The sequence below is a fragment of the Streptomyces sp. NPDC101490 genome (assembly GCF_044767145.1).
Classification (GTDB): domain Bacteria; phylum Actinomycetota; class Actinomycetes; order Streptomycetales; family Streptomycetaceae; genus Streptomyces.
This window is the reverse complement of record NZ_JBIWNI010000013.1, coordinates 55913-80796: the sequence shown is the minus strand read 5'-3', so window position 1 is coordinate 80796 and position 24884 is coordinate 55913. Positions and strand designations below refer to the sequence as shown.

22 protein-coding genes and 2 pseudogenes are annotated in these 24884 nt (G+C 72.0%); 3 read left to right on the top strand and 21 right to left on the bottom strand.

All coding sequences use genetic code 11. The features are described 5' to 3' along the window. The 17 genes and pseudogenes from hypE to ACIRQY_RS22665 form a co-directional block, all read right to left on the bottom strand. Entirely contained in the window at window positions 1-1041 is a 1041-nt protein-coding gene (gene hypE / locus ACIRQY_RS22745; protein WP_403928704.1) for a hydrogenase expression/formation protein HypE, read from the bottom strand. A gap of 64 nt (window positions 1042-1105) precedes the next feature. Beyond that, window positions 1106-2290: a hydrogenase formation protein HypD gene (gene hypD, locus ACIRQY_RS22740; protein ID WP_403928435.1), complete on the bottom strand. Its 1185-nt coding sequence runs from the start codon at window positions 2288-2290 to the stop codon at window positions 1106-1108. After that, on the bottom strand, window positions 2287-2604 hold the full coding sequence (locus ACIRQY_RS22735) for a HypC/HybG/HupF family hydrogenase formation chaperone (RefSeq protein ID WP_351794084.1): 318 nt from the start codon (window positions 2602-2604) through the stop codon (window positions 2287-2289). The genes hypD and ACIRQY_RS22735 overlap by 4 nt, the downstream gene beginning before the upstream one ends. 10 nt (window positions 2605-2614) lie before the next feature. Then, entirely contained in the window at window positions 2615-5077 is a 2463-nt protein-coding gene (hypF, locus tag ACIRQY_RS22730; protein ID WP_403928431.1) for a carbamoyltransferase HypF, read from the bottom strand. Beyond that, window positions 5074-5769, bottom strand: coding sequence for a hydrogenase nickel incorporation protein HypB (gene hypB, locus ACIRQY_RS22725; RefSeq protein ID WP_403928428.1), 696 nt, complete (start codon window positions 5767-5769; stop codon window positions 5074-5076). The genes hypF and hypB overlap by 4 nt, the downstream gene beginning before the upstream one ends. Window positions 5770-5771: 2 nt before the next feature. Then, window positions 5772-6167, bottom strand: coding sequence for a hydrogenase maturation nickel metallochaperone HypA (locus ACIRQY_RS22720; protein WP_403928425.1), 396 nt, complete (start codon window positions 6165-6167; stop codon window positions 5772-5774). A 142-nt stretch (window positions 6168-6309) separates the two neighbouring features. After that, on the bottom strand, window positions 6310-6450 hold the full coding sequence (locus ACIRQY_RS22715) for a DUF6893 family small protein (protein WP_351794096.1): 141 nt from the start codon (window positions 6448-6450) through the stop codon (window positions 6310-6312). Beyond that, window positions 6447-6962, bottom strand: coding sequence for a hydrogenase maturation protease (locus ACIRQY_RS22710; protein ID WP_403928421.1), 516 nt, complete (start codon window positions 6960-6962; stop codon window positions 6447-6449). Before ACIRQY_RS22710 ends, ACIRQY_RS22715 begins: the two co-directional genes overlap by 4 nt. Further along, a complete protein-coding gene (locus ACIRQY_RS22705) occupies window positions 6959-8356 on the bottom strand; it encodes a hypothetical protein (protein ID WP_403928418.1) in 1398 nt (465 codons plus the stop codon). Before ACIRQY_RS22705 ends, ACIRQY_RS22710 begins: the two co-directional genes overlap by 4 nt. After that, window positions 8353-8991: a DUF6084 family protein gene (locus ACIRQY_RS22700; RefSeq protein ID WP_351794105.1), complete on the bottom strand. Its 639-nt coding sequence runs from the start codon at window positions 8989-8991 to the stop codon at window positions 8353-8355. The genes ACIRQY_RS22705 and ACIRQY_RS22700 overlap by 4 nt, the downstream gene beginning before the upstream one ends. Then, window positions 8988-9623, bottom strand: a complete 636-nt coding sequence (locus ACIRQY_RS22695) for a DUF5947 family protein (protein ID WP_403928415.1) — start codon at window positions 9621-9623, stop codon at window positions 8988-8990. The genes ACIRQY_RS22700 and ACIRQY_RS22695 overlap by 4 nt, the downstream gene beginning before the upstream one ends. A gap of 20 nt (window positions 9624-9643) precedes the next feature. Next, window positions 9644-10198: a hypothetical protein gene (locus ACIRQY_RS22690; RefSeq protein WP_403928412.1), complete on the bottom strand. Its 555-nt coding sequence runs from the start codon at window positions 10196-10198 to the stop codon at window positions 9644-9646. Further along, window positions 10195-11979 (bottom strand): nickel-dependent hydrogenase large subunit, encoded by a 1785-nt coding sequence (locus ACIRQY_RS22685; RefSeq protein WP_403928409.1) that lies wholly within the window; start codon window positions 11977-11979, stop codon window positions 10195-10197. Before ACIRQY_RS22685 ends, ACIRQY_RS22690 begins: the two co-directional genes overlap by 4 nt. Before the next feature lie 91 nt (window positions 11980-12070). Continuing rightward, entirely contained in the window at window positions 12071-13153 is a 1083-nt protein-coding gene (locus ACIRQY_RS22680; RefSeq protein WP_403928406.1) for a hydrogenase expression protein HypE, read from the bottom strand. A 55-nt stretch (window positions 13154-13208) separates the two neighbouring features. Then, window positions 13209-14909, bottom strand: a complete 1701-nt coding sequence (locus ACIRQY_RS22675; RefSeq protein ID WP_403928403.1) for an enoyl-CoA hydratase-related protein — start codon at window positions 14907-14909, stop codon at window positions 13209-13211. Window positions 14910-15081: 172 nt separating this feature from the next. Next, window positions 15082-15411 (bottom strand): annotated as a pseudogene (locus tag ACIRQY_RS22670) (citrate/2-methylcitrate synthase); the annotation flags it as partial. An 83-nt stretch (window positions 15412-15494) separates the two neighbouring features. Then, complete coding sequence (locus ACIRQY_RS22665) at window positions 15495-16688, bottom strand: FAD-dependent monooxygenase (RefSeq protein WP_403928400.1); 1194 nt, start codon at window positions 16686-16688, stop codon at window positions 15495-15497. Between the two features lie 179 nt (window positions 16689-16867). On the opposite strand from ACIRQY_RS22665, the gene ACIRQY_RS22660 reads away from it, so the two are divergent. Then, the gene (locus tag ACIRQY_RS22660) at window positions 16868-17833 is read left to right on the top strand and encodes a TetR/AcrR family transcriptional regulator C-terminal domain-containing protein (protein ID WP_403928398.1); all 966 of its coding nucleotides are present in this window, start codon (window positions 16868-16870) and stop codon (window positions 17831-17833) included. A 5-nt stretch (window positions 17834-17838) separates the two neighbouring features. Here the strand turns inward: ACIRQY_RS22660 and ACIRQY_RS22655 are convergent. After that, a pseudogene (locus ACIRQY_RS22655) lies at window positions 17839-17937 on the bottom strand (IS5/IS1182 family transposase); the annotation flags it as partial. A gap of 35 nt (window positions 17938-17972) precedes the next feature. Continuing rightward, a complete protein-coding gene (locus ACIRQY_RS22650) occupies window positions 17973-19400 on the bottom strand; it encodes a peptidoglycan-binding protein (protein WP_403928395.1) in 1428 nt (475 codons plus the stop codon). A gap of 734 nt (window positions 19401-20134) precedes the next feature. On the opposite strand from ACIRQY_RS22650, the gene ACIRQY_RS22645 reads away from it, so the two are divergent. Together ACIRQY_RS22645 and ACIRQY_RS22640 are read left to right on the top strand one after the other, a co-directional pair. Then, window positions 20135-22060, top strand: a complete 1926-nt coding sequence (locus ACIRQY_RS22645) for a bifunctional metallophosphatase/5'-nucleotidase (RefSeq protein WP_403928701.1) — start codon at window positions 20135-20137, stop codon at window positions 22058-22060. Between the two features lie 557 nt (window positions 22061-22617). Next, complete coding sequence (locus tag ACIRQY_RS22640; protein ID WP_351794132.1) at window positions 22618-23352, top strand: SDR family NAD(P)-dependent oxidoreductase; 735 nt, start codon at window positions 22618-22620, stop codon at window positions 23350-23352. A gap of 326 nt (window positions 23353-23678) precedes the next feature. Here ACIRQY_RS22640 and ACIRQY_RS22635 read toward each other — a convergent pair whose 3' ends face one another. Further along, window positions 23679-24059 carry a DUF4259 domain-containing protein gene (locus ACIRQY_RS22635; protein ID WP_403928392.1) on the bottom strand — a complete coding sequence of 127 codons (381 nt, stop codon included), beginning with the start codon at window positions 24057-24059 and terminating at the stop codon, window positions 23679-23681. A gap of 267 nt (window positions 24060-24326) precedes the next feature. Further along, on the bottom strand, window positions 24327-24755 hold the full coding sequence (locus ACIRQY_RS22630; protein ID WP_403928389.1) for a hypothetical protein: 429 nt from the start codon (window positions 24753-24755) through the stop codon (window positions 24327-24329). Window positions 24756-24884 lie beyond the last annotated feature (129 nt).

Sequence of the window (24884 nt, the reverse complement as noted above, 5' to 3'; positions counted from 1 at the left end):
TCAGCAGATCCGCGGCAGCTGCTCCCCCAGGGGCATGTCCACGACGCGGGTGCCGCCGAGTCCGGTACGCGCCACCACCATGCCCGGGTGGGTGTCGACCGCCTCACCGATCACCACCGCTCCGGTGCCCAGGGGATGGGCCCGCATCGCGGCCAGTACGGCGTCCGCGTGCTCGCGCGGGACGAAGGCCACGAGTTTGCCCTCGTTCGCCACGTACATGGGGTCGAGCCCGAGCAGCGCGCAGGCGTTGCCGACCGCGTCCGGGACCGGAACGGCCCGCTCCTGGAGGACGACGCCCGTGCCCGATGCCGCCGCGATCTCGTTCAGCGAGGCGGCCAGGCCCCCGCGCGTGGGGTCACGGAGCACGTGCAGGTCCCGTGTGACGGCGAGCATCGCCTCGACGAGACCGCCGAGCGGTGCGCAGTCGCTGGTGATCTCGACGCCGAATTCGAGGCCCTCCCGCACGCTCATGACGGCCACGCCGTGCAGACCGATCGGGCCGCTCACGATCACCACGTCTCCGGGCACCACTCGCTGCGGGCGCAGGTCGACTCCGTCGGGGATCAGCCCGATGCCCGAGGTGTTGATGTAGATGCCGTCGCCGTGACCGGCCTCCACGACCTTGGTGTCGCCGGTGACGACCTGGACGCCGGCGGCGCGGGCCGCCGCGCCGAGGGCCTGCGCGACGCGGGCGACGACGTCGGTCTCGACGCCTTCCTCCAGGATGAAGCCGCAGGAGAGGTGGCTGGCGCGGGCGCCGCTCATGGCGAGGTCGTTCACGGTGCCGTTGACGGCGAGGTCGCCGATGCTGCCGCCGGGGAAGACCAGGGGGCGGACCACGAAGGAGTCCGTGGAGAACGCCAGGCGGGCGCCGCCGATCCGGATCTCGGCCGCGTCGGCGGTGTGGGCGAGGGCCGGTCCGCCGTAGGCGGGTGCGAAGACGTGCTCGATGAGCTCGGCGGAGAGGACTCCGCCGCCGCCGTGGCCCATGACGATGCGCGGCTGGTCGCGCAGGGGTGCGGGGCAGGTCCAGGCGAGCATGTCGGGGGCGGGCTGCGCGGCCTCGGCCGCCGGAGGGGTGCAGAGGGTGGTGTCGGGCACGGTGTCAGGCACGGGGGCTGCTCTCCAGGGAGGCGGTGACCGGGGACGGGGTGCCGGATGTCTGGCGGGCCGGCTCGGGGGGCCGCTGTCCCGGGGTTCCCGCGTCGAGCCGCCGGTAGAGGTAGTAGGCGGCGCAGGCGCCTTCGCTGGACACCATCGTGGCGCCGAGCGGGGTTCGGGGCGTGCAGGTGGTGCCGAAGGCCTCGCACTCGTTGGGTTTCAGCAGGCCCTGGAGGACTTCGCCGCTCCGGCACTCGGCGGGCTCGCGGGTGTCGATCCCCGTGACGGAGAAGCGGTGCTCGGCGTCGTGGTCGCGGTAGCGGGCGGAGAGGCGCCAGCCGCTGTCCGGGATGACGCCGATCCCGCGCCAGGACCGGTCGGTGATCTCGAAGATGTCGCTCAGCATCGCCCGTGCCGCCGGGTTGCCCTCGGCCGTCACGGCGCGCTGGTAGGCGTTCTCGACGGTGTGCTCGCCCCGCTCCAGCTGGAGCACCGTCCTGCGTACGCCTTCCAGGATGTCCAGCGGCTCGAAGCCCGTGACGACGATCGGCACCCGGTGGCGTCGCGCGAGCTCCGGGTACTCGGCCGTGCCCATCACGCTGCATACGTGGCCGGCGGCGAGGAAGCCCTGGACGCGGCAGTCCGGGGACCTCATGATCGCGTCGATCGCCGGGGGGACGCGGACGTGGGAGACCAGCAGACTGAAGTTGCGGATGTTCCGCTTGCGCGCCTGATGGACCGTCATCGCGTTGGGCGGTGCCGTGGTCTCGAAGCCGATGCCGAAGAAGACCACCTCCCGGTCCGGGTTCTGCTCGGCGATCCGCAGCGCGTCGAGCGGGGAGTAGACCACCCTGACGTCACCGCCCCGCGCGCGGACCTGGAACAGGTCGCGGCCCGTGCCGGGGACGCGGAGCATGTCGCCGAAGGAGCAGAAGATCACGCCCGGCCGGGAGGCGATCTCCAGCGCCTTGTCGATCATCTCCAGCGGAGTGACGCAGACCGGGCAGCCCGGGCCGTGGATCAGCTCGATCTCGGGGGGCAGGAGCTGGTCGATGCCGTGCCGGATGATGCTGTGGGTCTGGCCGCCGCAGACCTCCATCAGGGCCCAGGGGCGGGTCACCGTCGCGCGGATGTCGTCGAGCAGTCGGCCCGCCAGGTCCGGGTTCTGGAACTCGTCGATGTACTTCACGGCCGCACCTCTCCGTGCGTGTCGTCCGGCGTCTTCCACTCGATCGCCGCGGCCTCGGCGGCCTCCCACGGGTCCGCGAACTCCTCTTGGAGCAGGCCGAGGGTCTCGAACAGCTCCAGCGTCCTCCTGGCCGACTCCTCGTCGAGGCGCTGGAGGGCGAAGCCGACGTGCACGATGGCGTACTCACCGGGTTCCAGGTCCGGCAGGTACTCCAGGCACACCTCCTTGACCACGCCTCCGAAGTCGACCGTGGCCATCCGGGTGCCGTCCCGGTCCTCGACGTCCAGCACTCTTCCAGGTACCGCCAGGCACATGCGTGTCTCCTCACTGTCGCTCTCGTCGGGGCGTGCCGGGGGCCGCCGCGTCCGTGATCCGGGCGGCCACGACGAGCTGGCCGAGGGCCAGACCGCCGTCGTTCGGCGGGACCAGGCGGTGGCGCAGCACGGTGAAGCCGTCCTCCCGCAGTCCCGCGGCGCAGGCCGAGGAGAGGACCGTGTTGGCGAACACTCCCCCGGTCAGGGCGACGGTCTCGACGCCGGTCCCGCCGCGGGCGGCGGCGCAGACCGTACGCACCAGCCGGGCCACGGCGTGGTGGAACCGCGCCGCGACGACGGCCTTCGGTGTCCCGTCCAGGACGTCGGCGATCACCGCAGCCAGCAGGGGTGCGGGGTCCGCGGTGCACGGGGCACCGGCGCGCGGTGCGTCGAGCCGGAAGGCGTAGCGTCCGTCCTCGGCGGTGCCGGGTGCGCGCAGCGCCGCGGCCTCCAGTTCGATCGCGGCCTGCGCCTCGTACCCCGCGTGGTGGCGGATGCCGGCGAGGGAGGAGACGGCGTCGAAGAGACGCCCCATGCTGGACGTGGGAACGCAGTTCAGCTCGCGCGCCAACTGCCTTTCCAGTACGGGTAGTTCGTCGACAGGGCAAGCGCGCACGCAGGGCAGCGCGCGGTCGGCGGCGAGGCCCGCGGCCCTCAGGTGGGCCAGGGCCATGCGGTAAGGCCTTCGTACGGCCGCGTCACCGCCGGGCAGGGGTACGTAGGCCAGGTGCGCGAACCGCTCGAACCCGGCGTAGTCCGCGAGCAGGAACTCGCCGCCCCACACGGCGCCGTCGAGGCCATAGCCGGTGCCGTCGAAGGCGACGCCGAGCACGGGTTCCGTACCGTCGAGTCCGTTCTCGGCCATCGCCGCCGCGATGTGCGCGTGGTGGTGCTGTACGGGGACGACGGGCCGTCCCGCCGCGTGGTCGTGGGCCCACCGGGTGGACCGGTAGCCGGGGTGGCGGTCGGCGGCGAGGAGTCCGGGCCGTACGCCCGTGACGGATTCGAGCTGCCGCTCGGCGGAGGTGAGGGCGCGCTGGGTGGCGAGGTCGTCCATGTCGCCGATGTGGGCGGAGAGCCAGGCCCGGCGTCCGTCGCCGAGGCAGAAGGTGTTCTTCAGGTCCCCTCCGACGGCGAGGGCGGGGGCGACCTCGACGGGCAGGGTGACCGGGAGCGGCGCGCGGCCCCGGGAGCGGCGCAGCGTCAGCTGCTCGCCGTCGCAGACGCGGACGACGGAGTCGTCGCAGGGCACGTGGATGGGCCGGTCGTGCAGGAGCCAGGCGTCCGCGAGACCGGCGAGCCGGGTCAGTGCCTCGGCGTCGTCCGTGACGATGGGTTCGCCCGAGAGGTTGCCGCTGGTCATCACCAGGAGCCGGGGCCCGTCCCGGTCCGCCGCGCCGAGACCGAGCAGGAGGTGGTGCACGGGGGTGTACGGGAGCATGAAGCCGAGGTCCGGGCCGCCGGGGGCCACCGTCGGCGCCGGGGCCGCCCCGTGGCGGGGGCGGGCGTCGTCGCGGCGGCGGAGCAGGACGACGGGCCGGACGGCGCCGGTGAGGAGTTCGCGTTCGAGCGGGCCGAGGTGGGCGAGCGGCTCGATGTCGGCGAGGTCGGCGGCCATCATCGCGAACGGTTTGTCACCGCGCGCCTTGCGGCGGCGCAGTTCGGCCACCGCGTCGGGGTTCGTCGCGTCGCAGGCCAGGTGGTAACCGCCGAGGCCCTTGACGGCGAGGATCGCGCCGTCGGCGAGCATCGCGCGTGCGGCGGCGACCGGGTCCGCACCGGCACCGCGGCCGGGGTCCGCGCGGTCCGCGTCGGGACGGACGGAGTCGGGGGCCCGCCCGGTACGGAGGGGCGCGGCGGCGCCGGGCGCCGTGACCAGCCGCAGCCGGGGGCCGCAGTGGGGGCAGGCAACGGGCTGTGCGTGGAAGCGCCGGTCGGCGGGGTCCGCGTACTCCCGGGCGCAGTCCGGACACATCGGGAAGCCGGCCATGGTGGTGTGGGCCCGGTCGTAGGGCAGTCCCGTGACGATCGTGAACCGGGGGCCGCAGTGGGTGCAGGTGATGAAGGGGTGCAGATACCGCCGGTCGGACGGGTCCGCGAGTTCCGTGAGGCAGTCGTCGCAGGTGGCGGTGTCCGGGGGGACGAGGGTGCGGACGGCGCCGCCCTGGCGGGAGGGGACGATCGTGAACCCGCTGCCGCCGCTCGCGGTCACCTCGGCCGCCTCGACCGACTCGACCCGGGCCAGGGGCGGCGCGTCGGGTGCGAGGCGGGCGCAGAAGGAGGCGACGTCCGCCGGGTCTCCCTCGACCTCCGCGACGACGCCGTCGGCCGTGTTGGTGACGTGGCCGGACAGCCGCAGCCCGGTGGCGAGGGCGAAGACGAAGGGCCGGAAGCCCACGCCCTGCACGACTCCACGGACGACCACACGGCTGCGCCGCGGGGCCGTGGCGGGCACGGGCCGCGCCGTGGTCACGCGCCGGTCCGGGCCATCACCGGGGTGTGGACACGGTTCCCCTCGGCCGTCGCGAGGGCCCGGTCGAGGAGCGTCCCGGCTCCCCGGCCGTCGCGCACCGAGCTGAGGACGACCTCGACACCGGGGTTGACCTGCTGCACATTGGCGCGGAAGGCCACCTCGTCGAACTCCGCGGCCTCGGCCATGTCGGTCTTGGTGACGATCACCAGGTGGGCGAGGCCGAACGCGGCGGGGTACTTGAGCGGCTTGTCCTCTCCCTCGGTGACCGAGGCAAGCACGACGCGGAGCGACTCGCCCAGGTCGTAGCCGGCGGGGCAGACCAGGTTGCCGACGTTCTCGACGAACAGCAGACGGGTGGACTCGGGCAGCCAGTCGTGCAGGTGCCGGGCGACCATGTCGGCCTCCAGATGGCACAGACCGTCGGTGAGCACCTGTTTGACGGGCGCGCCCGAGCGGGCCAGGCGACGGGCGTCGTTCTCGGTGGCGAGGTCGGCGGTGAGCGCGGCGGCGCTGACGCCCCGTTCTCCGGCGAGCCGCAGCTCGCGTTCCAGGAGTGCGGTCTTCCCGCTGCCGGGACTGGAGAGCAGGTTGACCACGGTGGTGCCCCGGGCGGTCAGTTCGGTACGCAGGATCTGTGCCGCGGCCTCGTTCTTCGCGAGAACGGCACGCTGGAGATCGACTGCTCGGCACATGCTCAGCTCTCCTCGGTGATCGGTTGGCGATGCTTGTCGCGCGGTGCCCCGGGGTCGGCCCAGCGGACCTCCCGGATCCGGAGTTCGCGGCCGGTGACGAGCCCGTCCGCGGCGGCGCCGCAGCGCGGGCAGAGCAGGGTCGGCGGCATGCCGACGGGCCAGACCTCGGCACACGGTGTGCAGCTCGCGGTGCCCGGGACGGTACGGGTGATCAGCTCGGCGCCCTCGACGACGGTTCCGGCGCAGGCGAGTTCGAAGCAGAAGGCGAGGGCGTCGGCGACGACGCCCGCCAGTTCGCCCACGTCCAGGGCGATGCTGCTGACGCCGACGGCCCCGCGCGTCCTCGCCGCGGTCTCCACCTGGTCGACGACGGCGACCGCGAGGGACATCTCGTGCATCGGTCTCCGTCCTGGGCTCGGGCGCGGGGTGGGTCTCGGGCGCCATTAGAGAACGGTGTGGTTGCGGGGGCGCGCCCGGCGCGCCGGGACCGTACGGAGGTGTCGTCCGTTCGGTGCAGCCGCCACCGCGCCCGAGGGGATGTCACATCCTGCTGATGCGCAGATAGCGCCGGAGGTCGGGGAGGACCGCGACGACGACGGCCAGCGCGGCCAGAGCCGCGGTGGCGGCGACTGCGGCGCCGAGGACGTTCCTGTGCATGCTGCTCTCCGTTTCGGTCTTCATACGACGGCTTCCTGGCGGACCAGTTCGGTCACCATGCGCACTGCCTCGGGGACGGCCGCGGCGACCTGCGGGCTGAGCCCGATCCCCTCGTCCAGGCAGGCCGGTTCGCAGCCGACGACGAGGATCCGCCGGGGCGGCGCGGCCCCGGTTCCCGCGCAGAGGGTGTCGAGCAGGGCGAGGACGGCGTCGGGGGTCATCCGGTGACCGTCGAGCGGCGCGGGCTCCGTGCCGCGGTCTTCGGCCGCCGAGGCGTCGATCAGATAGAGCGTCCCGGGTTCGCCGCCGCGTGCGGTGACGTCCACGAGGACGAGGGTGTCCCAGCCTTCGAGGAGCTCGTAGGCGAGGTGGACGCCCCGGACCCCGACGTCGGTCAGCTCGACGGAGGCGGGGAGTTCCTCGCGGGTGAGCCGCCGCAGGGTCTCCACGCCGAAGCCGTCGTCTCCGAGGAAGATGTTGCCCACCCCGGCCACGAGGGTGCGGGGCGCCCGGGCGCCGGGCGCGGGGCCGTTCACACGTCCTCCAGGGCTTCGACCTCGTCGGGCTGGAAGTAGAGGAAGCGGCCCTGTTCGCGGCGGATGTCGGCGCCCGGGTCGTCCTCCACGGTCACCGCGATGTGGACTCCGCCGTCGACGTCGTGGAGGACCGCCTCGACCACGGCACCGCGCCCGTCGAGGAACAGGTCCTGGGCGTCCGTGCGGCGGAGGCGTGGGCGCAGGACGACCCTGCTGCCCGCGCGGACGGCGCGTCCGTCGACGAGGACGTGGTCGCTGCCCGGATCGACACCGGTGTCGCCGCCGGGGTCCCACCAGGGCGTCTCCGGTTCGAGGATGCTCCGGGTGGGATTCGGGGACCCGGTGACGCTCCGGAGGCTCCGTACCGCTCCGTGCAGGCGTTCGAGGACTTCGGGGGGCATGGTGTCCGCCAGTTCGATCACCGCCGCCGCGCGGGCGTCGGTCCCCCTGGCCTCGCGCTTCTCCTCGTCGGTGAGGGCCGCCGTGCGCAGGGCGAGGATCTCGTCGATCTCGGTCGCGTCGTAGAGGGCGCCGGGGCTCTCCGGCGCGATGGCCGGGTGGTCCTCCAGGATGATCGGGGAGGAGAGCATGAGGTCGTCGCGGCCGGGTTCGCCGGCCAGGACGGGCCAGGTGTGCAGGTTGCGGCAGGCCGCGACGGCGCCCTTCGCCCACTCCGGCGGGTCGGTCATCGACAGGAACGAGCCGCCGTGGAGGCGGAGCAGGGTGTGGGTGGCGACGAGGGAGTGGGGCAGGGCCGCATGGCGGTCGGTGTCCCGCTCGGCGGTCCACCCGCTGGTGTTCTCCACCGTGACCGAGAGCCGCTCGACCCGGTACGGGCCATCGAGTTCGGCCGCCGAGACCCGCAGGGCGCCGCTGATCTCCTCGCGGCGGCGCACGAGCCTGCCGAGGACGCGTCCGTCGACGTCGGTGACCTCCTCCGTCTCCTCGGCGGCGGGCCGGGTGAAGGGCCGGACGGTGCCGTCGCCCCGCAGGTCGCTGACGGGCACGGTGAGGGTGACGCGTTCCTCGACGCCCTCGTCCCAGGGCACCAGCACCCGGTCGGGCAGGCGGAGTTCGCCGGTCGGGGCGAAGGTGCCGTCCTCGCGCCGCTCTTCGACGCTGCGTCGCTGGGCGCGCAGGAACCGTACCTCCACGGCGAGTTCGGCGCCGGTCCTGGGCTCCATGAGGCATTCGGTGAGCTGGAAGTCGTGCTCCTCGGCGGCGGCGCTCCAGGACGGCGGCACGAGGACCCCGAACTGCCAGCGGAGCCGGTTCTTCGCGGCGGACGCGCGGTACGGGTAGAGGACGTAGCCCTCGAAGAGGACGGCGTCGGCGACGTGCCGGGCGACGGCGAACCGCGCCTCGGTGGCGGGGGTGAAGGGGAGCGTGGTCATCGTGTCCTCTCCCCCGCCGCTTCGAGCAGGGACTCGACGGTGGCCTCCCACGACGGGAGGGCCCGGCGGGAGCGGTAGGCGAGCAGGGCGTCCATCGCGTCGCCCGGGAGCCGGATCCATCCGCAGCCGGGGAAGTGCTGGTCGATCATCTCGTGCCAGACCTTCACGGGCATGCGGTGGGAGACCTCCTTGTCCCAGGGCACGGGTTCGACGTGGAAGCCGCCGGCGCCGGTGAAGGCGGTGCCGGAGAAGAGCAGGAGCAGCGGGACGTCGCCGTCGGTGAGCGCCCGGAGGTAGCGGGACGCGGCGATGTCGGTGTCGTAGGTGCACGGCACGACGAGGTCGGTCTCGATCGCGTCGGTGAAGCCGGGCACCATGACGGAGGCATGGGCGAACTGGACCGGGTTGAGGGTGCTGCCCCACCGGGAGCGTTCGCCGAAGAGGTCGCCGAGGGCGGCGGCCTCGTGGTCGTCGTAGCCGCGCCGGGCGGGTTCGACGCGGATCTGGCAGCGCAGGGCCATGGCGTGGACCCGGGTGCCGCCGGTGGCGGTGATCCGCAGCCGGAACACGAGCGTGGGTCCGGCCGCGTAGGCGTCGGCGCGGACTCCGGAGCAGCTGAAGGAGAACTCGGTCACGGCCGGCTCCCCTGCGGTTCGCGGGCCAGGCCGCGGACGCGGGCGAAGAGGTCGTCGAGGTCCGCCCGTGCCTCCGCGCCTCCGTCGAAGCCCTGCCAGTGCAGTCGCATGCGGCCCACCAGTTCGTAGCAGAGGTCGACCGGTACGAGGAAGCACTCGGTGCGGCCCTCGTGGCGGCGCAGCAGCAGGGCCTCCACGTCGGGTTCGAGGTGGTCGGCGAGGCGGGTGGCGTCGAGGACGGACCGCCAGGCATCTTCGCCCGGTTCGCTCTCCGTGGCGCCGGCGGGGCTCGGGTAGAGCGCCACCGGCCGGTCGAGGGAGGAATTGCGGAAGAGGAACGCGACCGAGACGGGGATGCGCAGCGACTCCCAGGTCCGGTCGTCGATCCGGTGGCCCGGGTCGCTCAGGAAGCGTCCCGGGACCGCCCGGAACCGTCCCGGGGAGGCGGCGGAGCGGTCCATGAGCTGCGCGCACGGGCCACAGGCGCAGACCAGGGCCCGCTTCTCGGTGTCGACGAGGTGCGGGTGCCGCTCCTCGGTGGCCAGCGGGGCGCCGCACAGTTCGCAGCGCTCCTCGCGGGGCGGGCGGGGGGTGGTGAACCGGCGCAGGCCGGTGGGCCTCTGGGGCCGCACGGCGCTGTTCGGCGGCCCGTTCACCGGGCGGCCGATGAGCGGCCGTCCGCGCCCGCGAGCGACGGACGGGTGCCGATCTGGAGCAGCGCCGGTTCACGTGCACCGCTCTCCAGCTCGACCCCGGTCACCTCGGGGGCGAAGCAGGCGAGGGCGTCCACGGCCGCCTGCCGGACGGATTCCTGGGTGCCGGAGCAACCGCAGCCGGTCGAGGCGGTGACCCGCAGCCGCAGCACGCCGGTCACCGGGTCGAAGCCCGCGTTCTCCACGGGCTGCGGCAGCGCGGACAGGGCGCGTCCGATGCGGGTCGGCGCGTCCTCGGGGTGCAGTCCGTGCAGGTTGAGCAGGCTCGCGACGAGGTCGTCCGCGAGCAGCGGGCCCAGGGGGTCGGCGGGCGGGCGGGACTCGGGACGCCCGAGAAGCTCGACCACACGGGCGATGCCGCTGCCGTAGAACTCCATGAGGACGCGTACGACCTCCTCTGCGGCGGCGGATGCCTCGGCGTCGCCCTTCTCGGCCAGCAGGTCCAGGACCTCCTCGACCCGTCGGCCCGCCTGTTCGGCGGTGGTCGTGCTCATCCGCCCAGACCGCTCAGGCCGGTGGGCAGGTGCATCTGCTTCACGGTCCTGCCGTTGCCCGTGTACATGTGGACGCCGCACGGCAGACAGGGGTCGAAGCTGCGCACGGCACGCATGATGTCGATGCCCTTGAAGTTCTCGGGCGGGTTCTCCTCGAAGATCGGGGTGTTCTGCACGGCGTCCTCGTACGGACCGGGGGTGCCGAACGTGTCCCGGGTGGAGGCGTTCCACGGCGTCGGCGGATACGGGTGGTAGTTGGCGATCTTGCCGTCCCTGATGACCATGTGGTGCGAGAGGACACCCCGTACGGCCTCGGTGAAGCCGACGCCGATGGACTCGTCGGGCACCTCGAACTTCTCCCACGTCTGCGTGCGTCCGGCGCGGACCTCCTCCAGGCCCTTCTCGGCGCAGTGCAGGGCGACGGCGGCCGCGTACGCCTGGAAGTAGGTCCGGGCGCGGTTGCGCTCCAGGGCGTTGCTCCACCGGGGGATCTTCCACTCGAAGGTGGTCTCCGGCTTGGTCATCGTCCGGGGCAGGTTGATGACGACGCTGTGCCCGGTGGCCTTGATGTAGCCGATGTCGACGAGGCCGGAGAGCGCGGTGGACCACAGGCGCGCGAGGGGGCCGCCGCCGGTGTCCAGTGCCAGGTGGTCCGTGCCGTCGAACCAGCGCGGGGACATGACCCAGCTGTACTTGTCGTCGAAGTTCCGCTTCTGCGGGGCGGGGATGGTGTGCTGGTTCCACGGGTGGCGCGGGTCGATCGGGTTGCCCAGCGGATCGTGGGTGACGAACTGTTCCTGGCCCTGCCAGTCCTCGTAGTACGAGCTGCCGAGCAGGATGCGGAGTCCGAGGTTGATCTCGGTGAGGTCGTTGGTCACCAGTTTGCCGTCGACGACGACGCCGGGGGTGACGAACATCCGCCGGCCCCAGTCGGTCATGTTGGCGTAGGTGAAGTCGCAGTGATCGGGGTCGTTGAGGGCGCCCCAGCAGCCGAGCAGCACGCGGCGGCGGCCGACCTCCTCGTAGCCGGGCAGGGCCTCGTAGAAGAAGTCGAAGAGGTCGTCGTGGAGCGGGACGACCCTCTTCATGAACTCCACGTACCGCATCAGACGGCTCATGTAGTCGGTGAACAGCTGCACGGACGCGACCGTGCCGACACCGCCGGGGTAGAGGGTGGAGGGGTGGACATGCCGCCCCTCCATGAGGCAGAACATCTCCCGGGTGTAGCGGCTGACCTGGAGCGCCTCGCGGTAGAACTCTCCTTCGAGGGGATTGAGGGAGCGCATGATGTCCGCGATCGTGCGGTAGCCGTGCTCGGCGGCGTGGGGCGCCTCGGTGCGCTCGGCGAGCTCCAGGACACCGGGGTTGGTCTCGCGGACCATCTTCTCGCAGTAGTCGACCCCGACCAGGTTCTCCTGGAAGATGTTGTGGTCGAACATGTACTCCGCGGACTCGCCGAGGTTGATGATCCACTCACCGAGGTGCGGCGGCTTCACGCCGTACGCCATGTTCTGCGCGTACACGGAGCAGGTGGCGTGGTTGTCGCCGCAGATGCCGCAGATGCGGCTGGTGATGAAGTGCGCGTCACGGGGGTCCTTGCCCCGCATGAAGACGCTGTAGCCGCGGAAGACGGAGGACGTGCTGTAGCACTCCGCGACGCGCTTCTGCTTGAAATCGATCTTCGTGTGGATGCCGAGGCTGCCCACGATCCGGGTGATGGGGTCCCAGGCCATCTCCACGAGGCCGGAGCCGTCACCCGTCGTCTTCGCTGGAGATGCCATGGTCGCTGCGATGCCCTTCGTCAACTCTTCGTCTGCGCGAACAGTGGGGTGGGTGGGGGGTTCTGCGGGGGTGGCGCGGTGCGGTCGCCGGTCACCAGGGCGGCCGGTAGCCGGTGGTGATGCGCTCGCCGGTGTGCCGCCACTTCGGCTCCTTGTCCACGGTCTTGGCCGTGATGGTCCGCAGGCGGCGGATGACGGAGCCGTACACGCCGCTGGCGGTGCTGGAGACCTTGCCGCCGGGGGGTTCGTCCATGAACGGCATGAACTTGTCCGGGAATCCGGGCATGGTGCACGCGATGCAGATGCCGCCGACGTTCGGACAGCCGCCGACCCCGTTGATCCAGCCGCGTTTGGGGACGTTGCACTTGACGACCGGGCCCCAGCAGCCGAGCTTGACCAGGCACTTGGGCGAGTCGTACGTCGAGGCGAACTGGCCCTGCTCGTAGTAGCCGGCCCGGTCGCAGCCCTCGTGCACGGTCGCGCCGAAGAGCCAGGTGGGGCGGAGCTTGTCGTCGAGCGGGATCATGGGCGCGGAGCCGACCGCCTGGTAGAGCAGGTAGGTCAGCGTCTCCGCGAAGTTGTCCGGCTGGATGGGGCAGCCGGGCACGCACACGATGGGGATGCCGGCGTGCGACTTCCAGTCCCAGCCGAGGTAGTCCGGCAGGCCCATCGCTCCGGTCGGGTTCCCCGCCATGGCGTGGATGCCGCCGTACGTGGCACAGGTGCCGATCGCGACCACGGCGAGTGCCTTGGGCGCCAGCCGGTCGATCCACTCGCTGGTGGTGATGGGCTGACCGGTCTCCGGATCGTCGCCGAATCCGCTCCAGTAGCCCTCCTGCTTGATGGCCTCGTTGGGGATGGATCCCTCGACGACCAGCACGAACGGGTCGATCTCGCCCCGTTCCCCCTTGAAGAACCACTCGATGAACGTGTCGGCGCCGCCCACCGGACCGCACTCGAAGTCGATCAGCGGCCAGTGGACCGCGATCCTGGGCAGCCCGGGCAGCCCGGCGAGGGCGATCTCCTCGATGCTGGGCTGCATGGCGGCGGTCAGAGCCACGGAGTCGCCGTCACAGCTCAGGCCCGCGTTGATCCAGAGGATGTGGATCGGCTTCTCTTCGCTGCCGGGTACGGCACCCTGGTCCTCGACCGGGACCGGCGTTGCTGCGCTCATGGGTCGCCTCCTGAGGAGGATGGGGCGGAGGCCTCATTTCGGGCCGGGGTCTCGCTCAACAGTCGGCCGATCCGCCCCCGCCCGCACCCGGGCCGTCCGGAGGCTCGACCCCGGAGGCCTCCTTCCGGACGAACGCCCGGCGACGCGCGTGGTAGCTCGCGGCGGGATCGTCGAAGATCGCCCGCATCCTGGAGAGCTCGTGTTCCCGGTGGGCCGCAAGGGGTGCGACGGACTCCGCGCGCTCGCGTTCCGCCTTCTTCGCCGCGATCCGCGGCTGGAGACCGCCACGCGATGCCAGCCGGAGGGCCGATCGGGTGATCTCGGCGGCGAACTCCCCGGGTCCGGTGTCGACGACCCGGTCGACCAGACCCATGTCGAGCGACGCCGCGGCGGACACCGGCCGGGCCTCCTCGGTGAGGCGCACGGCCATGGCCTCGCCGACCCTCCCGGGCAGGGTGCGGGTCCAGTACTCGGATCCGTACAGGCCCATGCGCCGGTAGTGCGGGTTGAGCACCGTCCCCGAGCGGCACCAGACCTCGTCGGCGGCGAGGGCGAGCATGACCCCGCCGGCGGCGGCGTTGCCGCCGATCGCGCTCACGACGAGCCGGTCGGTCGTGGTGAGGACCGCCTCGACCAGGTCGTTCATGGCGTTGATGTTGGCCCAGGACTCGGCGGCCGGGTCGGCGGCGGCCTCGATGACGTTCAGGTGGATGCCGTTGGAGAAGAAGTCGCGCTGCCCGCCGAGCACCAGGACGGAAGTGGGGCGCGCGCGGGCGGTCTCGTACGCGGCGAGGAGGCGGCGGCACTGGTCGGTGCTCATCGCCCCGCCGGGGAACGAGAAGGACAGGACACCGACCGGACCCCGCTCGCGGTACCGGATGTCGGACCAGGTCCGTCGGCCCGGCGCCGGTTCGGCGGGCGGCCTCAGGTCGGGGAGCCGCGGCAGCCGGCCCGCGAGGGCCAGGGTGGCCGGGAGCTTGCAGGCCCGCGGACCATGGGGGGCGCTTCGGGCACGGAGCTCGGGGATCCACACCGCGCCGTCCACGGTGGCCCGGCAGACCGCGCCCGCGCGGGTGGCGAGGAGGGCGCCGGGCCGCCCGCGCAGACCGTCCTCCGCGTGGCCGCCGTGCAGGAACCACTCGGTGCCCAGCAGCCGGTCCGGTACGCCGGGCTGCGAGTCGGCGGCCCGCAGGGTGCGCAGGACGGTCTCGGTGGTGTCCTCGTCCCAGGAGATCCCGCGCTCCTCCTGCCGCAGCGCGGGACGGGCCCGGAACTCTCCGGTCTGCGGGCAGGGTGCCTCCCCGGCGGTGACCCTCTCCACGGCGAGGAGCACGGCGGTCACGGCGGCGTCGGAGAGCTCGTTGCGGTACAGGTCGCTCTTGCCGACCTCGGGGACGCGGAAGGTGGCGGACGCCCAGACGTCGCCCGCGTCCATCTCCTCGTCGGCCTGGAGGACGGTGACGCCCCACTCCTCGACCCCGTCGAGGATCGCGTGGTCCAGCGAGGAAGGCCCTCGGTCCCCGACCGGCCCCGGGTGCACGATCAGGCAACGGTGCGCCGTCCACACATCGCGCGGCACGACGGTCTTCAGCATGGGGGCCACGACCAGATCGGGCGCATGACGCACCACGGCCTCGCGCACCGCGGCCCCGTCGGGGGTGACCTCGACGGGAACGGTGTGCCCGCGGTCGGTCAGCTCGACCAGAACGCGCTGGGTGAGACTGTTGTCACTGCTGGCGATGAGCAGAACGCGCATGACAGCCCTTCCGAGGTGCCGTGGGAAGCCGTCGCTCTCAGGCCGCGGGGAGGCCCGCGGCGTTGACGATCGTCCGGCACGGGGGAGTCGGACCGGCGGCGACGCACCCCCTCCTCACCCGTTCGGGACGCCTTTGCCACCGCTTGGCTCGCACCGGCCGACATCAGCCTCGAACGGTGTGCCCGAGGGCGGCGTGGAGGGTGGCCGGGCGAGTGACGTCCGGGGCCGCCGTACGGCCGACCACGCGGTCGCTGGCCTCCCGCGTGATCGGGACGCGGGAGTCGCCGTGCCTGTGGACGCGTGAGTCGCCATGCCTGTGGACGCGGCGGCCGAAGCCCCTGATCCCGCACCTGGACGCCAGTGCCTCGTCCAGCCACGGCGCGCCGCCCCTCCGGGCCGCCGGTCTCGTTCAGCGTATGCGGCACGGCTTCGTCGACACCGCCGTGAAGGGTCCCTTGAGGGCTCCGATGGCGGCGGTGACGGCACCGTAGAGGTCGGAAAGGGGGAGGTGACGACCCTTGGCCCGGCTGCTGGAGCAGGCACGGCTGATCCTGAACGATCCCAAGCGACCCCCTGGCGGCCGCCTCAGCTGTACTGCGGCAGGGTGATGTCCCCGGCCTTGGCGAACTGCGCGGCGAGCAGGTTCCGCATCGGCCAGCGGTTCATCGACCGCATCGAGAGGTCGCGCAGCCGGATGCCGAGACGGCCCGACGGCGCGTACCCGGCGGCTCCGCCGGGCGGCAGTCGCTGGGCCTGGCTCACGTACGGGCGCATCGCCTCGTCGTAGCGGCGGAAGGCGATGCGGTGGTCGCCCTCGGCAGCGGCGATCTCGCCGGCCAGGATGTACGCGCCGACCAGGGCAAGGCTGGTTCCGAGGCCGGTCAGCGGGGTCGCGCAGTATCCGGCGTCGCCGATCAGCGCCACGCGGCCGCGCGACCAGTTGTCGAGACGGACCTGGCCCATGGAGTCGAAGAAGAAGTCCGGGGCGGTGCGCATCGCCCGCAGCAGTCGTGGGGTCTCCCAGCCGACGTGGCTGAAGCGCCGCGCTACGAGCTCCTGTTGGGCGGCGACATCGCGGCGGTCATAGGCGAGCGGTGGGGAGCGGAAGCTGAAGCCGGCCTTGATCTCGCCGGGGAGGCGGCCGGGCCGGGCGGAGACGACCAGGCCGCCGGGCGCATTGTGCATCAGGAACCAGCCGTTGAGCTCCAGGCCGTCGAGGGCGGTGAACCACGTCGTGTAGAGGTCGATGGGGTGGACGAAGTCGCGCTCTGGTCCGAAGGACAGTGCCCGCACCACGGAGTGCGGCCCGTCCGCGCCGACGACGAGCGCGAACCGGCGCGGCGCGGCCTTCTCGAAGGTGACGGTGACACCGTCCGCGTCCTGCTCGATCTCGGTGATGGTGTCGTCGAAGAGGTACTCCGTGCCCGGCAGGGTGGCCTCGTACAGCAGTCGGGCGAGGTCACCGCGGAGGATCTCGATCTCGGAGACGATGCCCTCGCCGCCGAAACCGTCGGCGGGCAGGCGGGCGGTGGTCCGGCCGGCGGTGTCGACGAGGGCGAGGCCGCGCTGGTCCACGCTCTCCGCCCTGGCCCGGTCCATCAGGCCCATCCGTTCGACCACGGTGCGGCCGGCGCCGCGCAGATCCACGGTCTGCCCGCCGGGCCGGGGTGCCGGCGCGCGCTCCACGATCGTGACCGTGAAGCCTCCCTGGCGTAGCCAGTACGCCAGCGCGGGCCCTGCGATACCGGCACCGCAGATGAGTATCTCGTTGTTCGGCATGCTGTGAAAGTACGCCGTACGCAAAGCAGTACGCAAGCATGAACTTCCACTGGGGCATGACGTATTGGGGCGTGATGCACTAGTGCGGAGGGGTGAGGAAAGTGCTGGTGCGCGGGAATCGCCCGGCGTCGGTGGCTAGGATGGCCCCCATCCAGGTGCACTAGCGCGGAGGGGTGTCGGTGGGCGGACAGGCGTCACCGCGCTACCTCCAGATCGTCGCGGAACTGCGGCGGCGGATCGAGACGGGCAAACTGGCGCCGGGCGATCGCGTGCCTTCGACCCGCGAGATCACCCGGCAGTGGGGTGTCGCCATGGCGACCGCGACCAAGGCGCTCTCCGAACTGCGCCGTGAGGGCATGGTCCGCGCCGTCCCGGGCGTCGGGACGGTCGTGGCGGCCCCGAGCCGCCCGGTGCGGGCTGTCCGGCCCGCTGCCGCCGCACGCCCGGGCGGGTCGACCGACGCGCCCTCGGTCCAGGCGGCACTCACGCTCGGACGGATCGTCGAGACAGCCGTCACGGTCGCCGACACGGAGGGGCTGGCAGCGGTCTCGATGCGCCGGGTGGCCGCCGAGCTCGGGGTGGCGACGATGTCGCTGTACCGGCACGTGGCCGACAAGGACGGCCTGCTGACGCAGATGATGGACAGGGTCATGGCGGAGCATCCGTTGCCCGCCGACCCGTCGGCGTGCTGGCGGGAGGCGATCGAGCTGGCGGCCCGGCAGCTCTGGGGCCTGTTCCGCCGCCACCCGTGGCTCGCTCCGGCTCTGTCGGTGACCCGCCCTCAGATGATCGCTTCGGCGCTCCCGTACAGCGAGTGGACGCTTGCCACACTGCACGCGCACGGACTCGACCTGCAGTCAGCCTTCACCGCCCACCTCACGCTCCTCAACTACACCCGTGGAATCGCCGTCAGCCTGGAAGCGGAGCGGGAAGCCGAGGCACACAGCGGCCTCGACAGCGAGGAATGGATGGACGTCCAGGGGCCCGCGCTCCTGGCGATCCTGGCCACCGGCCGGTTCCCCGCGCTCTCCCGCCTCGCCACGGCCGGTTACGACCTCGACCTCGACGCCCTCTTCGAATTCGGCCTCCAACGCCTCCTCGACGGACTCGCCCCACTCATCGACGAGGGCTCCGCAGACTGCTGAGGAGACGGGATGGGGGTGAAGCCTCTGGTGCCGGGGGTGCGGGCGGTGATCTCCACGTCGACGCCGAGGGTCGCGGCGTGCTCGACGAGGTGCCGGCGGTGACCGCTCCCCCGGCCAGGGATATCCCCCTTGGCGGGTGTTACTGCTTCCCGCGGTCGTGGAGTTGCTGGACGTAGAGGCTGTCCGGGGTGACGTGTGTGCCGTCGGAGACGACCTGTCCGTCGCTGCCCGTCATCAGGGTGCCGGTGCAGCCGAAGGCCCAGTTGTGGGCGGTGGGCGGTTCCTGGACCGCGTACTGCTGGGTGACGCAGTTGTAGGCGGTGCTGTTGACGTCCGACCAGCCGTGACCGGAGCCGCGCGTGCCGTTGTTGACCAGCAGGAGCGAGCCGTCGACGCTCACGCCGTCGTAGAGCGTGCCGCTGCCCCAGCGCTGGTGGCCGCCGGCGTCGTAGGTCTCCTGGACCAGGGTGGCCCGGCAGCGGGAGAAGACGTTGGGCCCGGACTGGCGGCCGTAGGTGCTGAAGGCGTGGACCTTCGGTGCGGTCACGGCGCAGTCCTGGACCAGGTTCTGCTGCCCTTGGAGGAGGTACGCCTCGGAGCGGGCGGAGCTGTCCGTGGTGACCATGTCCAGGGCCTGGGTGTGCAGGACCGAGACGCGGCGGCTCTGTGGGCCGAGCGCGGTCTGGCCGCTGCCGCCGAAGTGGTGCCAGGTGACGTTGCTGATCCAGGAGTCCTGGACGGCGTCGAACTCCCAGGGCGCGGCGTTGTAGAAGGTGGTCGCGTAGTCGGGGGCGGCGGTCATGGCCTGACCGTCCAGGCTCAGGTTCTCGATGCCGACATGGTCGATCCTGGGGAAGGTGTAGCGGTAGACGGTCGCCTGGGTGTACTGCTTCTCCAGGGCGGTCGTCAGGGGGACGTCGAGGGTCACCCGGTCGCCCTGGACGGCGGTGATCCTCCGCTCGGAGCGCAGGCTCCAGTTGGGTGTCCAGACCCCGTTCATGCCGAGCGCGTCGATCCACGCCTGGGTCGTCGGCCGTTCCACGACCACCTCGTCGCCCACCGAAAGCCCGGTGGCGTCGCTGAGGGTGAGGGTCGTGGCTCCGACCGGTACGTAGGCGTCGGTGACCTGCGCGACCGCGCCGACCGTGGTGTACTGCGCCGTGCCGCCCAGGGTGATCAGGGTGCGTACGGAGGCCCCGGTGGCGGCGAGCGTGGTGGCGGAGGCGTTGCTTCCGGCGCCCCGGAGCACCACCCCGCCGGTACGGAGGTGCAGTTGTCCGGCGATGTGGTAACTGCCGGGCGAGAGCTGGACCGCGCCCCGCAGGCCGCCGCTACCGGGGGGCAGCGCGGAGACCTGGTCGATGGCGGCCTGCACGGTCGCGGTCATGTCGCCGCCGCCGGGAGCGGGCACGGTCACCTTCACCGGGGCCTGGGGCAGGGGCACGCCGCCTCCGCCGTAGCCCGCGAACGAGTAGTCGGGCACCCGGTTGCCCTGCGCGTCGTGCCCGTACACCAGGCGCCCGCCCGCCAGCGCGAGCCACGCGCCTCCGACCGGCCCCGACAACACCCCGGTCCCGAGCCCGGACCTGGGGGCACCGGAAACCAGCGGGCCTACCGGGCCCGCTGGACTCACAGGCCCCACGGACCCCACGGGACTCAGAGGACCTACGGGACCTACGGGACCCACCGCCACCAGGTCGGCGCCGGACCGGGCCGTACCTTCCCAGGCCGTACCGGCATGGGCTCTGCCGGTCTGAGCCGCAGCCGTGGGCGCCGCAGCGGCCAGCACCGCGACCACGGCGAACCCGGCCAGGCCACGCGCCCTCCGGCCCTGTCCTCCGCTCATCTTCATGGGCGGTTCCCCTTCCTCGGTTCCTGGTTCACGATGCCACCTCCCCCCGGCGGCCCTCCGTCCACGATCCCGCCCGCGCACCAGCGTCCGGCGGGAGTTGGCACAGCGTTGAGCAGATTTTGTAAGGCGATTGAACAAAGTGGACCGCACCCGGAGAGCACGGGGCGGCGGGGACGGCAGGGAAGGCGGGGACGGCAGGGACGAAACGGAGGCAGGGACTCCGGCGTCCGGAATCCGACCGGCCGGGCATTCGACGGTGCGTCATCCCGCCGACCCGGCAAGAGCACGGGGCACCGGCCGCAGAACTCCTCGGCACGGCGAGCTTCCCGTGCACCCACCCTTCCCGAGTGCGGTGAGTGAGTGAAAGAATACTCACCGTGACGTCACAGAAATCCAGGACTCCCCACCGGACAGCACCGGGTGTCGGGCGCCGTACCTTCCTCACCCAGATGGGGGCCGTGGCGACGACCTTCGCCATCGAGGTGCCCGCCTACGCCACGGACGCGGCCCGGGACGCCGCCACCGCCGACGAGTACGTCGACGTACAACTCCTCAGCATCACCGACCTCCACGGCTACCTCCAGGCCGCTCCTGGCGGGCACTCCGTCATCTACGGCAACGGGGGCCGCAGTTACACGGTCGGGGGCGTCGCCCACCTGGCCGCACACCTCGAACGGCTGCGCGCCGGCCGCCGGAACTCGATCTTCTTCTCCCCCGGAGACCTCTTCTCGGGGTGGGAGTTCGACGCCGGCGCCTTCGCCGACGAGCCGACCATCGAGGCGCTCAACCGCATGGGCCTGGACTTCGCCACGGCGGGCAACCACGAGTTCGACAAGTCACCGGACATGATCCGGCGCCACATGGAACAGGGCGTCCCCTTCCCTGTGAAGGGCCGGGACACCTCCTTCACCGACTCCTCGGGCCGCCGCTTCGCCGGAGCCCGTTTCCGCTACTACAGCGCCAACACCGTCTGGGCCGGGTCGGAGCGGACCGTCCTGCCGCCGTACAACATCGAGTGGGTGACCGCCCGGGACGGGCGGCGGCTGCCGATCGGGTTCATCCACCTCACCGCCCTCGGTTTCGAGTCCTTCCCCGCCTCCTTCCAGCCGGGCCTGTCCACCCTGGACGAGGTCGCCACCGCCGACCGGTACGCGGCGCTGCTCAAGAAGCGCGGCGTCCACGCGATCGTCCTCAGCATGCACGACGGCGCGATCGCGGGCGCCGACTTCAACAGCGGATCCGACCCCTCGGGGCCCGCCCTCGACCTCGCGCTCCGGGTCTCCCCCGACATCGACGTGATCGTCACCGGCCACTGGCACACCCGGTTCAACATGATGGTCCCCGACCCGAACGGCGTGCCACGCCCCTTCGTCGAGGCGGGCTGTTACGGGCAGCTCGTCAACGAGATCAGTCTGCGCCTGGACCCGAGCACCGGCAAGGTGGTCCGTGGGCTGACCGTCTCCACCAACCACGCCAACACCCGGGACATCACCCCCCACCCGGAGCTCGCGGAGGTCGCCCGGTACTGGGCGGGGCAGGCCGCCGGGCGCGAACGCAGCAGGATCGGACGGCAGACCGGTTCCTTCCTGCGGACCCGCAACGGGGCGGGCGAGAGCACCATGGGCGACCTGGCCGCCGACTGGGCGCTGTGGGCGGGCCGGCAGCCCTCCGACCCGACCGACAACGGCAACATCCACCCCAACGTCCCGGCGGAACTCGCGGTGATCGCCGTCGCGCCCCGTATCGGCCAGACCGTCATCGCGGGCGATCTGGTCCACGACACCTCCTCGAACGGGGCGGTGACCTTCGGCCAGGCATGGCAGGCGGTGGGGTTCGGCGATCCGATCGTCGGCGCCTGGGTCACCGGGAAGCAGATCCACGACGCCCTCGAAGAGCAGTGGAGCCTGGGCCCCTCGGGAGAGCTGCGCTTCGCACCCCTGGCCGTCTCGCACAACGTGCGTTACAGCTTCGACGCGCGGGGCCCGGTCGGCGACCGGGTCTCCCCCGCCGATGTCCTCGTGGGCGGTGAGCGGCTGGACCTCGCCCGCTCGTACCGGCTGGCCGCCCCTTCCTACACCTTCCTCGCCTCGGACGGCTATCCCGCGCTCAGCCGCTTCCGGGAGCCCTACCGTCATCAGCGGGACTTCGAGAGCTTCGTCGCCTTCGTCCGCGACCGGCAGGTGCTCTCCCCCCTCCCCCTCGACCGTGTCACGGTCCGGAACGCCACCCCGCACGGCTCGGGCACCGTCATCGACCCGCCCGCCTACCTGTTGAACGGTGACATCCCGGTACCGCGCCCCGAAGCAGCACTGCTCAGCGCGGGAGGCCCGGCAGGCAACCGAAGGGCGGCGAACGGCTTCCGCCCGCCCTGCTGAGAGGGGTGAGTACAGGGGCGCACGCGCCAGCGGTTTCCGCAGCGGCAGGTCGGTCTCCTGCCACATGGCGGCCACCAGGTCCCACCGGCCGGACTCCAACGCGTCGAACGCCTCCGTACGCACCGACCGGACCCCTCGGTACGGGCCTGCGCGTACGGAGCGGGTCGGCGTGCCTGTGCTCCGGGCGCGCAGGCGGTCACCAGCGCCTCGCCGGTATCGGTGACGACCCGCAGCGCCTGCCCTCTTCACGGCACCGTTCCTCTTCCCGGGCGGCCTCGCGGCGGGCGAGGGCGGCGTCCCGGCGCGGGGTGCCGATCGCGTCCAGCAGCGACTGGAGCCCCTTGCGGCCGAAACGCCAGAAAAAAGGTCCGGCCGGGGCGGAGCACGTGCCGCAGTGGCACTGCCGCTGCTCTCGGGTTCCCCGGACATGCTCACCTTCGTTCCCTCCCGAGACGGACATGGACATCGGTCGAGGGATGTAGGGCCGCAGCCTCATGTGCTTTCCGATCTTGCTGACTAGCGTCGGTGGCTCAGCAGATCAGCAGGAGGTGGTGCGGGTGGATCTCACGGGACGCACGATTGTGGTGACCGGGGCCGGGCGTGGGTTCGGGCGAGCGTTGGCCTTGAAAGCGGGGCGCTCGGGTGCCCGCGTGTTCGTGTCCGCGCGTTCGCTTTCCGCCGCCCGGACGGTGGCCGATGCCGTGGAGGCCGACAGCGGGGCGAAGACTGACGCGTTCGCCTGCGATCTGGCCGACCCGGCCTCCATCCGGGCCTTCGCGGAAGGAATCACCGCCCACACCGATCGGGTGGACGTGCTGATCAACAATGGCGCGCGTTACCTGGTAGGCCCTGATCTGTGGGACGCCGACGACGACGCGATCACCGACACCATCGCCTCCGGAGGCACCGGCACGGTGCTGACGGTCAAACACTTCCTCCCCCTGCTACGCGCCTCCGGCGGCGCCGACGTGGTCAACCTGGTCTCCTCGGCCGCGGAGGCCCGCAGCCATCGCTCCGAGGCGCACCCCGCGTTCTACGCGGCCAAGGCCGCCCAGGCAGGCTTCGCGGACATCCTCTCCCACCGGCTCCGCCCCGAAGGCATCCGTGTCATCTCGCTCTACCCGCCGGACTTCACGGACGGCGACCCACTCGACCCCACCTGGGACCACGCTTCCCGGACCGTGGACGACCCGCTCACCGCCCAGTCCGTGCTCGACTGCACCCTGTTCGCGATCAGCCAGCCGCGAGACTGCTTCATCCGCTCCTTCCACTTCGAGCAGATGCGGGAATGACGTCCGCCCAGGCCCAACACCACCCCTGCGGACGAGCGCCCCTTGCCGGAACAACCATCCGAGCAGCGCGGGCGGCGCTGGCCATTTCCGGAGAACGCCATCAGCCCGGACTCCGTCCACAGGGGCGCGCTCCGAGTACCGGTTCCGAGGCCGCCGCGACCTGCGCGGGGCGGCCCGTAGGTGAGGAGCCGCCCATGGTGCAGACCCCCCCCGCCCCTCTCCGCGCCCCTCTCCGTGATGACCCCGGACGTGGTGAGGGACAGGTCGGTGCCCATCAGGCGCTGCTCGTCCCGCACGCCGTGTGAGTGCCCTTTCTAGGGCTGGTGTCAGTCTGAGTCCTCCTTCCTCCTGAGTTCGGCGAGGTCGTCGAACGTGCGAATCAGAACTGCGCGTCGTTCGTCCTTGTAGCGCGATGAGACTTCCGGCCTGTCGAGGTAGTAGCTCTCCCACACCGCCATGTACGTCTTCTTCCATCCCTCGACCACTTCGGCCTCGGGCAGCAACGCCCCCACATAGCCCTGTCGTGCCAAGAGACTCAGCAGCTCCAGGTTGGCCGGCACCGCGACGCCCCCGTACTCGTCGGGCTCGATCCCGGCCGGGTCACCCGCCATCACGTCCGCGACCTCGCTGATGAGCCGGTCCGTGAGGATCGACAGATGGTCCGAAGCCGTGTCGTTCTCGAAGTTTCCCGTCCCCCAGTCACCCATGGGACCTCCTCTGCTTGTCGGGTCGGCACGCAAGAGTTGTATCAGCGCGTGCCCCGACCGAGCCGGACAGAACGCGACGGTCAGGTCCGCACCGTGCGGGGCCGTGATCCACGGCAGGGATGTTCGCCGGCAGGGAGGCCGGCTTCCCCTCGACGGGAGTGAGAGCCTTCGGCCGTGATCCCCCAACCGCTGCCGCGACAGGTCCCTGCAGCGGGTAGCGTCGGCGGGGCGTCTGCCAGCCGGGGCGAGCACGGCTGTGCCCGTCGGTCAGGTGTCGAGCTGCCAGCGCCAGCTGCCGCCCGCGCAACTCAGTAGCGTGCCGCCCTCCCTCACGTGCAGGACGTCCTCGTCCTGGTTCCACGTCATGCGCAGGATTTCGTCGCGGGAGTCGCCCCGCAGCACACGCTGCCACCACGAACCGTCTGCGGCGCCGGGGGTCTCCGTGTCGAGGGACCGCACGCTTTTCAGGACCAGGCGTGCGGGACCGAGCCTGCGGTAGGGCGTCGTCTCCGACTCGGCGTACGTTCCCGAGAACGCCAGCTCGACGTGCAGGGATCCGTCAGAGGGGTGCACCGTGAGCCGGTAGCCCTGCGATTCGACATCGACCTCTCCCACTCCGGGGATGTCCCAGCCGGTGATCTCGTGGAGGGACGGTTCGGGCTCCGCCCCCAGGACCGGGGTACAGCCTTCCCACATGGTCAGCCTTTCGTTCTTGGTGGGGGTCGGGGGGGGGGGGGGGGGGGGGGGGGGGGGGGGGGGGGGGCCCGCCCCCCCCCCCCCGCGCCGGGGGGGGGGGGGGAGCCCCCCCCCCCCCCCCCCCCCCGC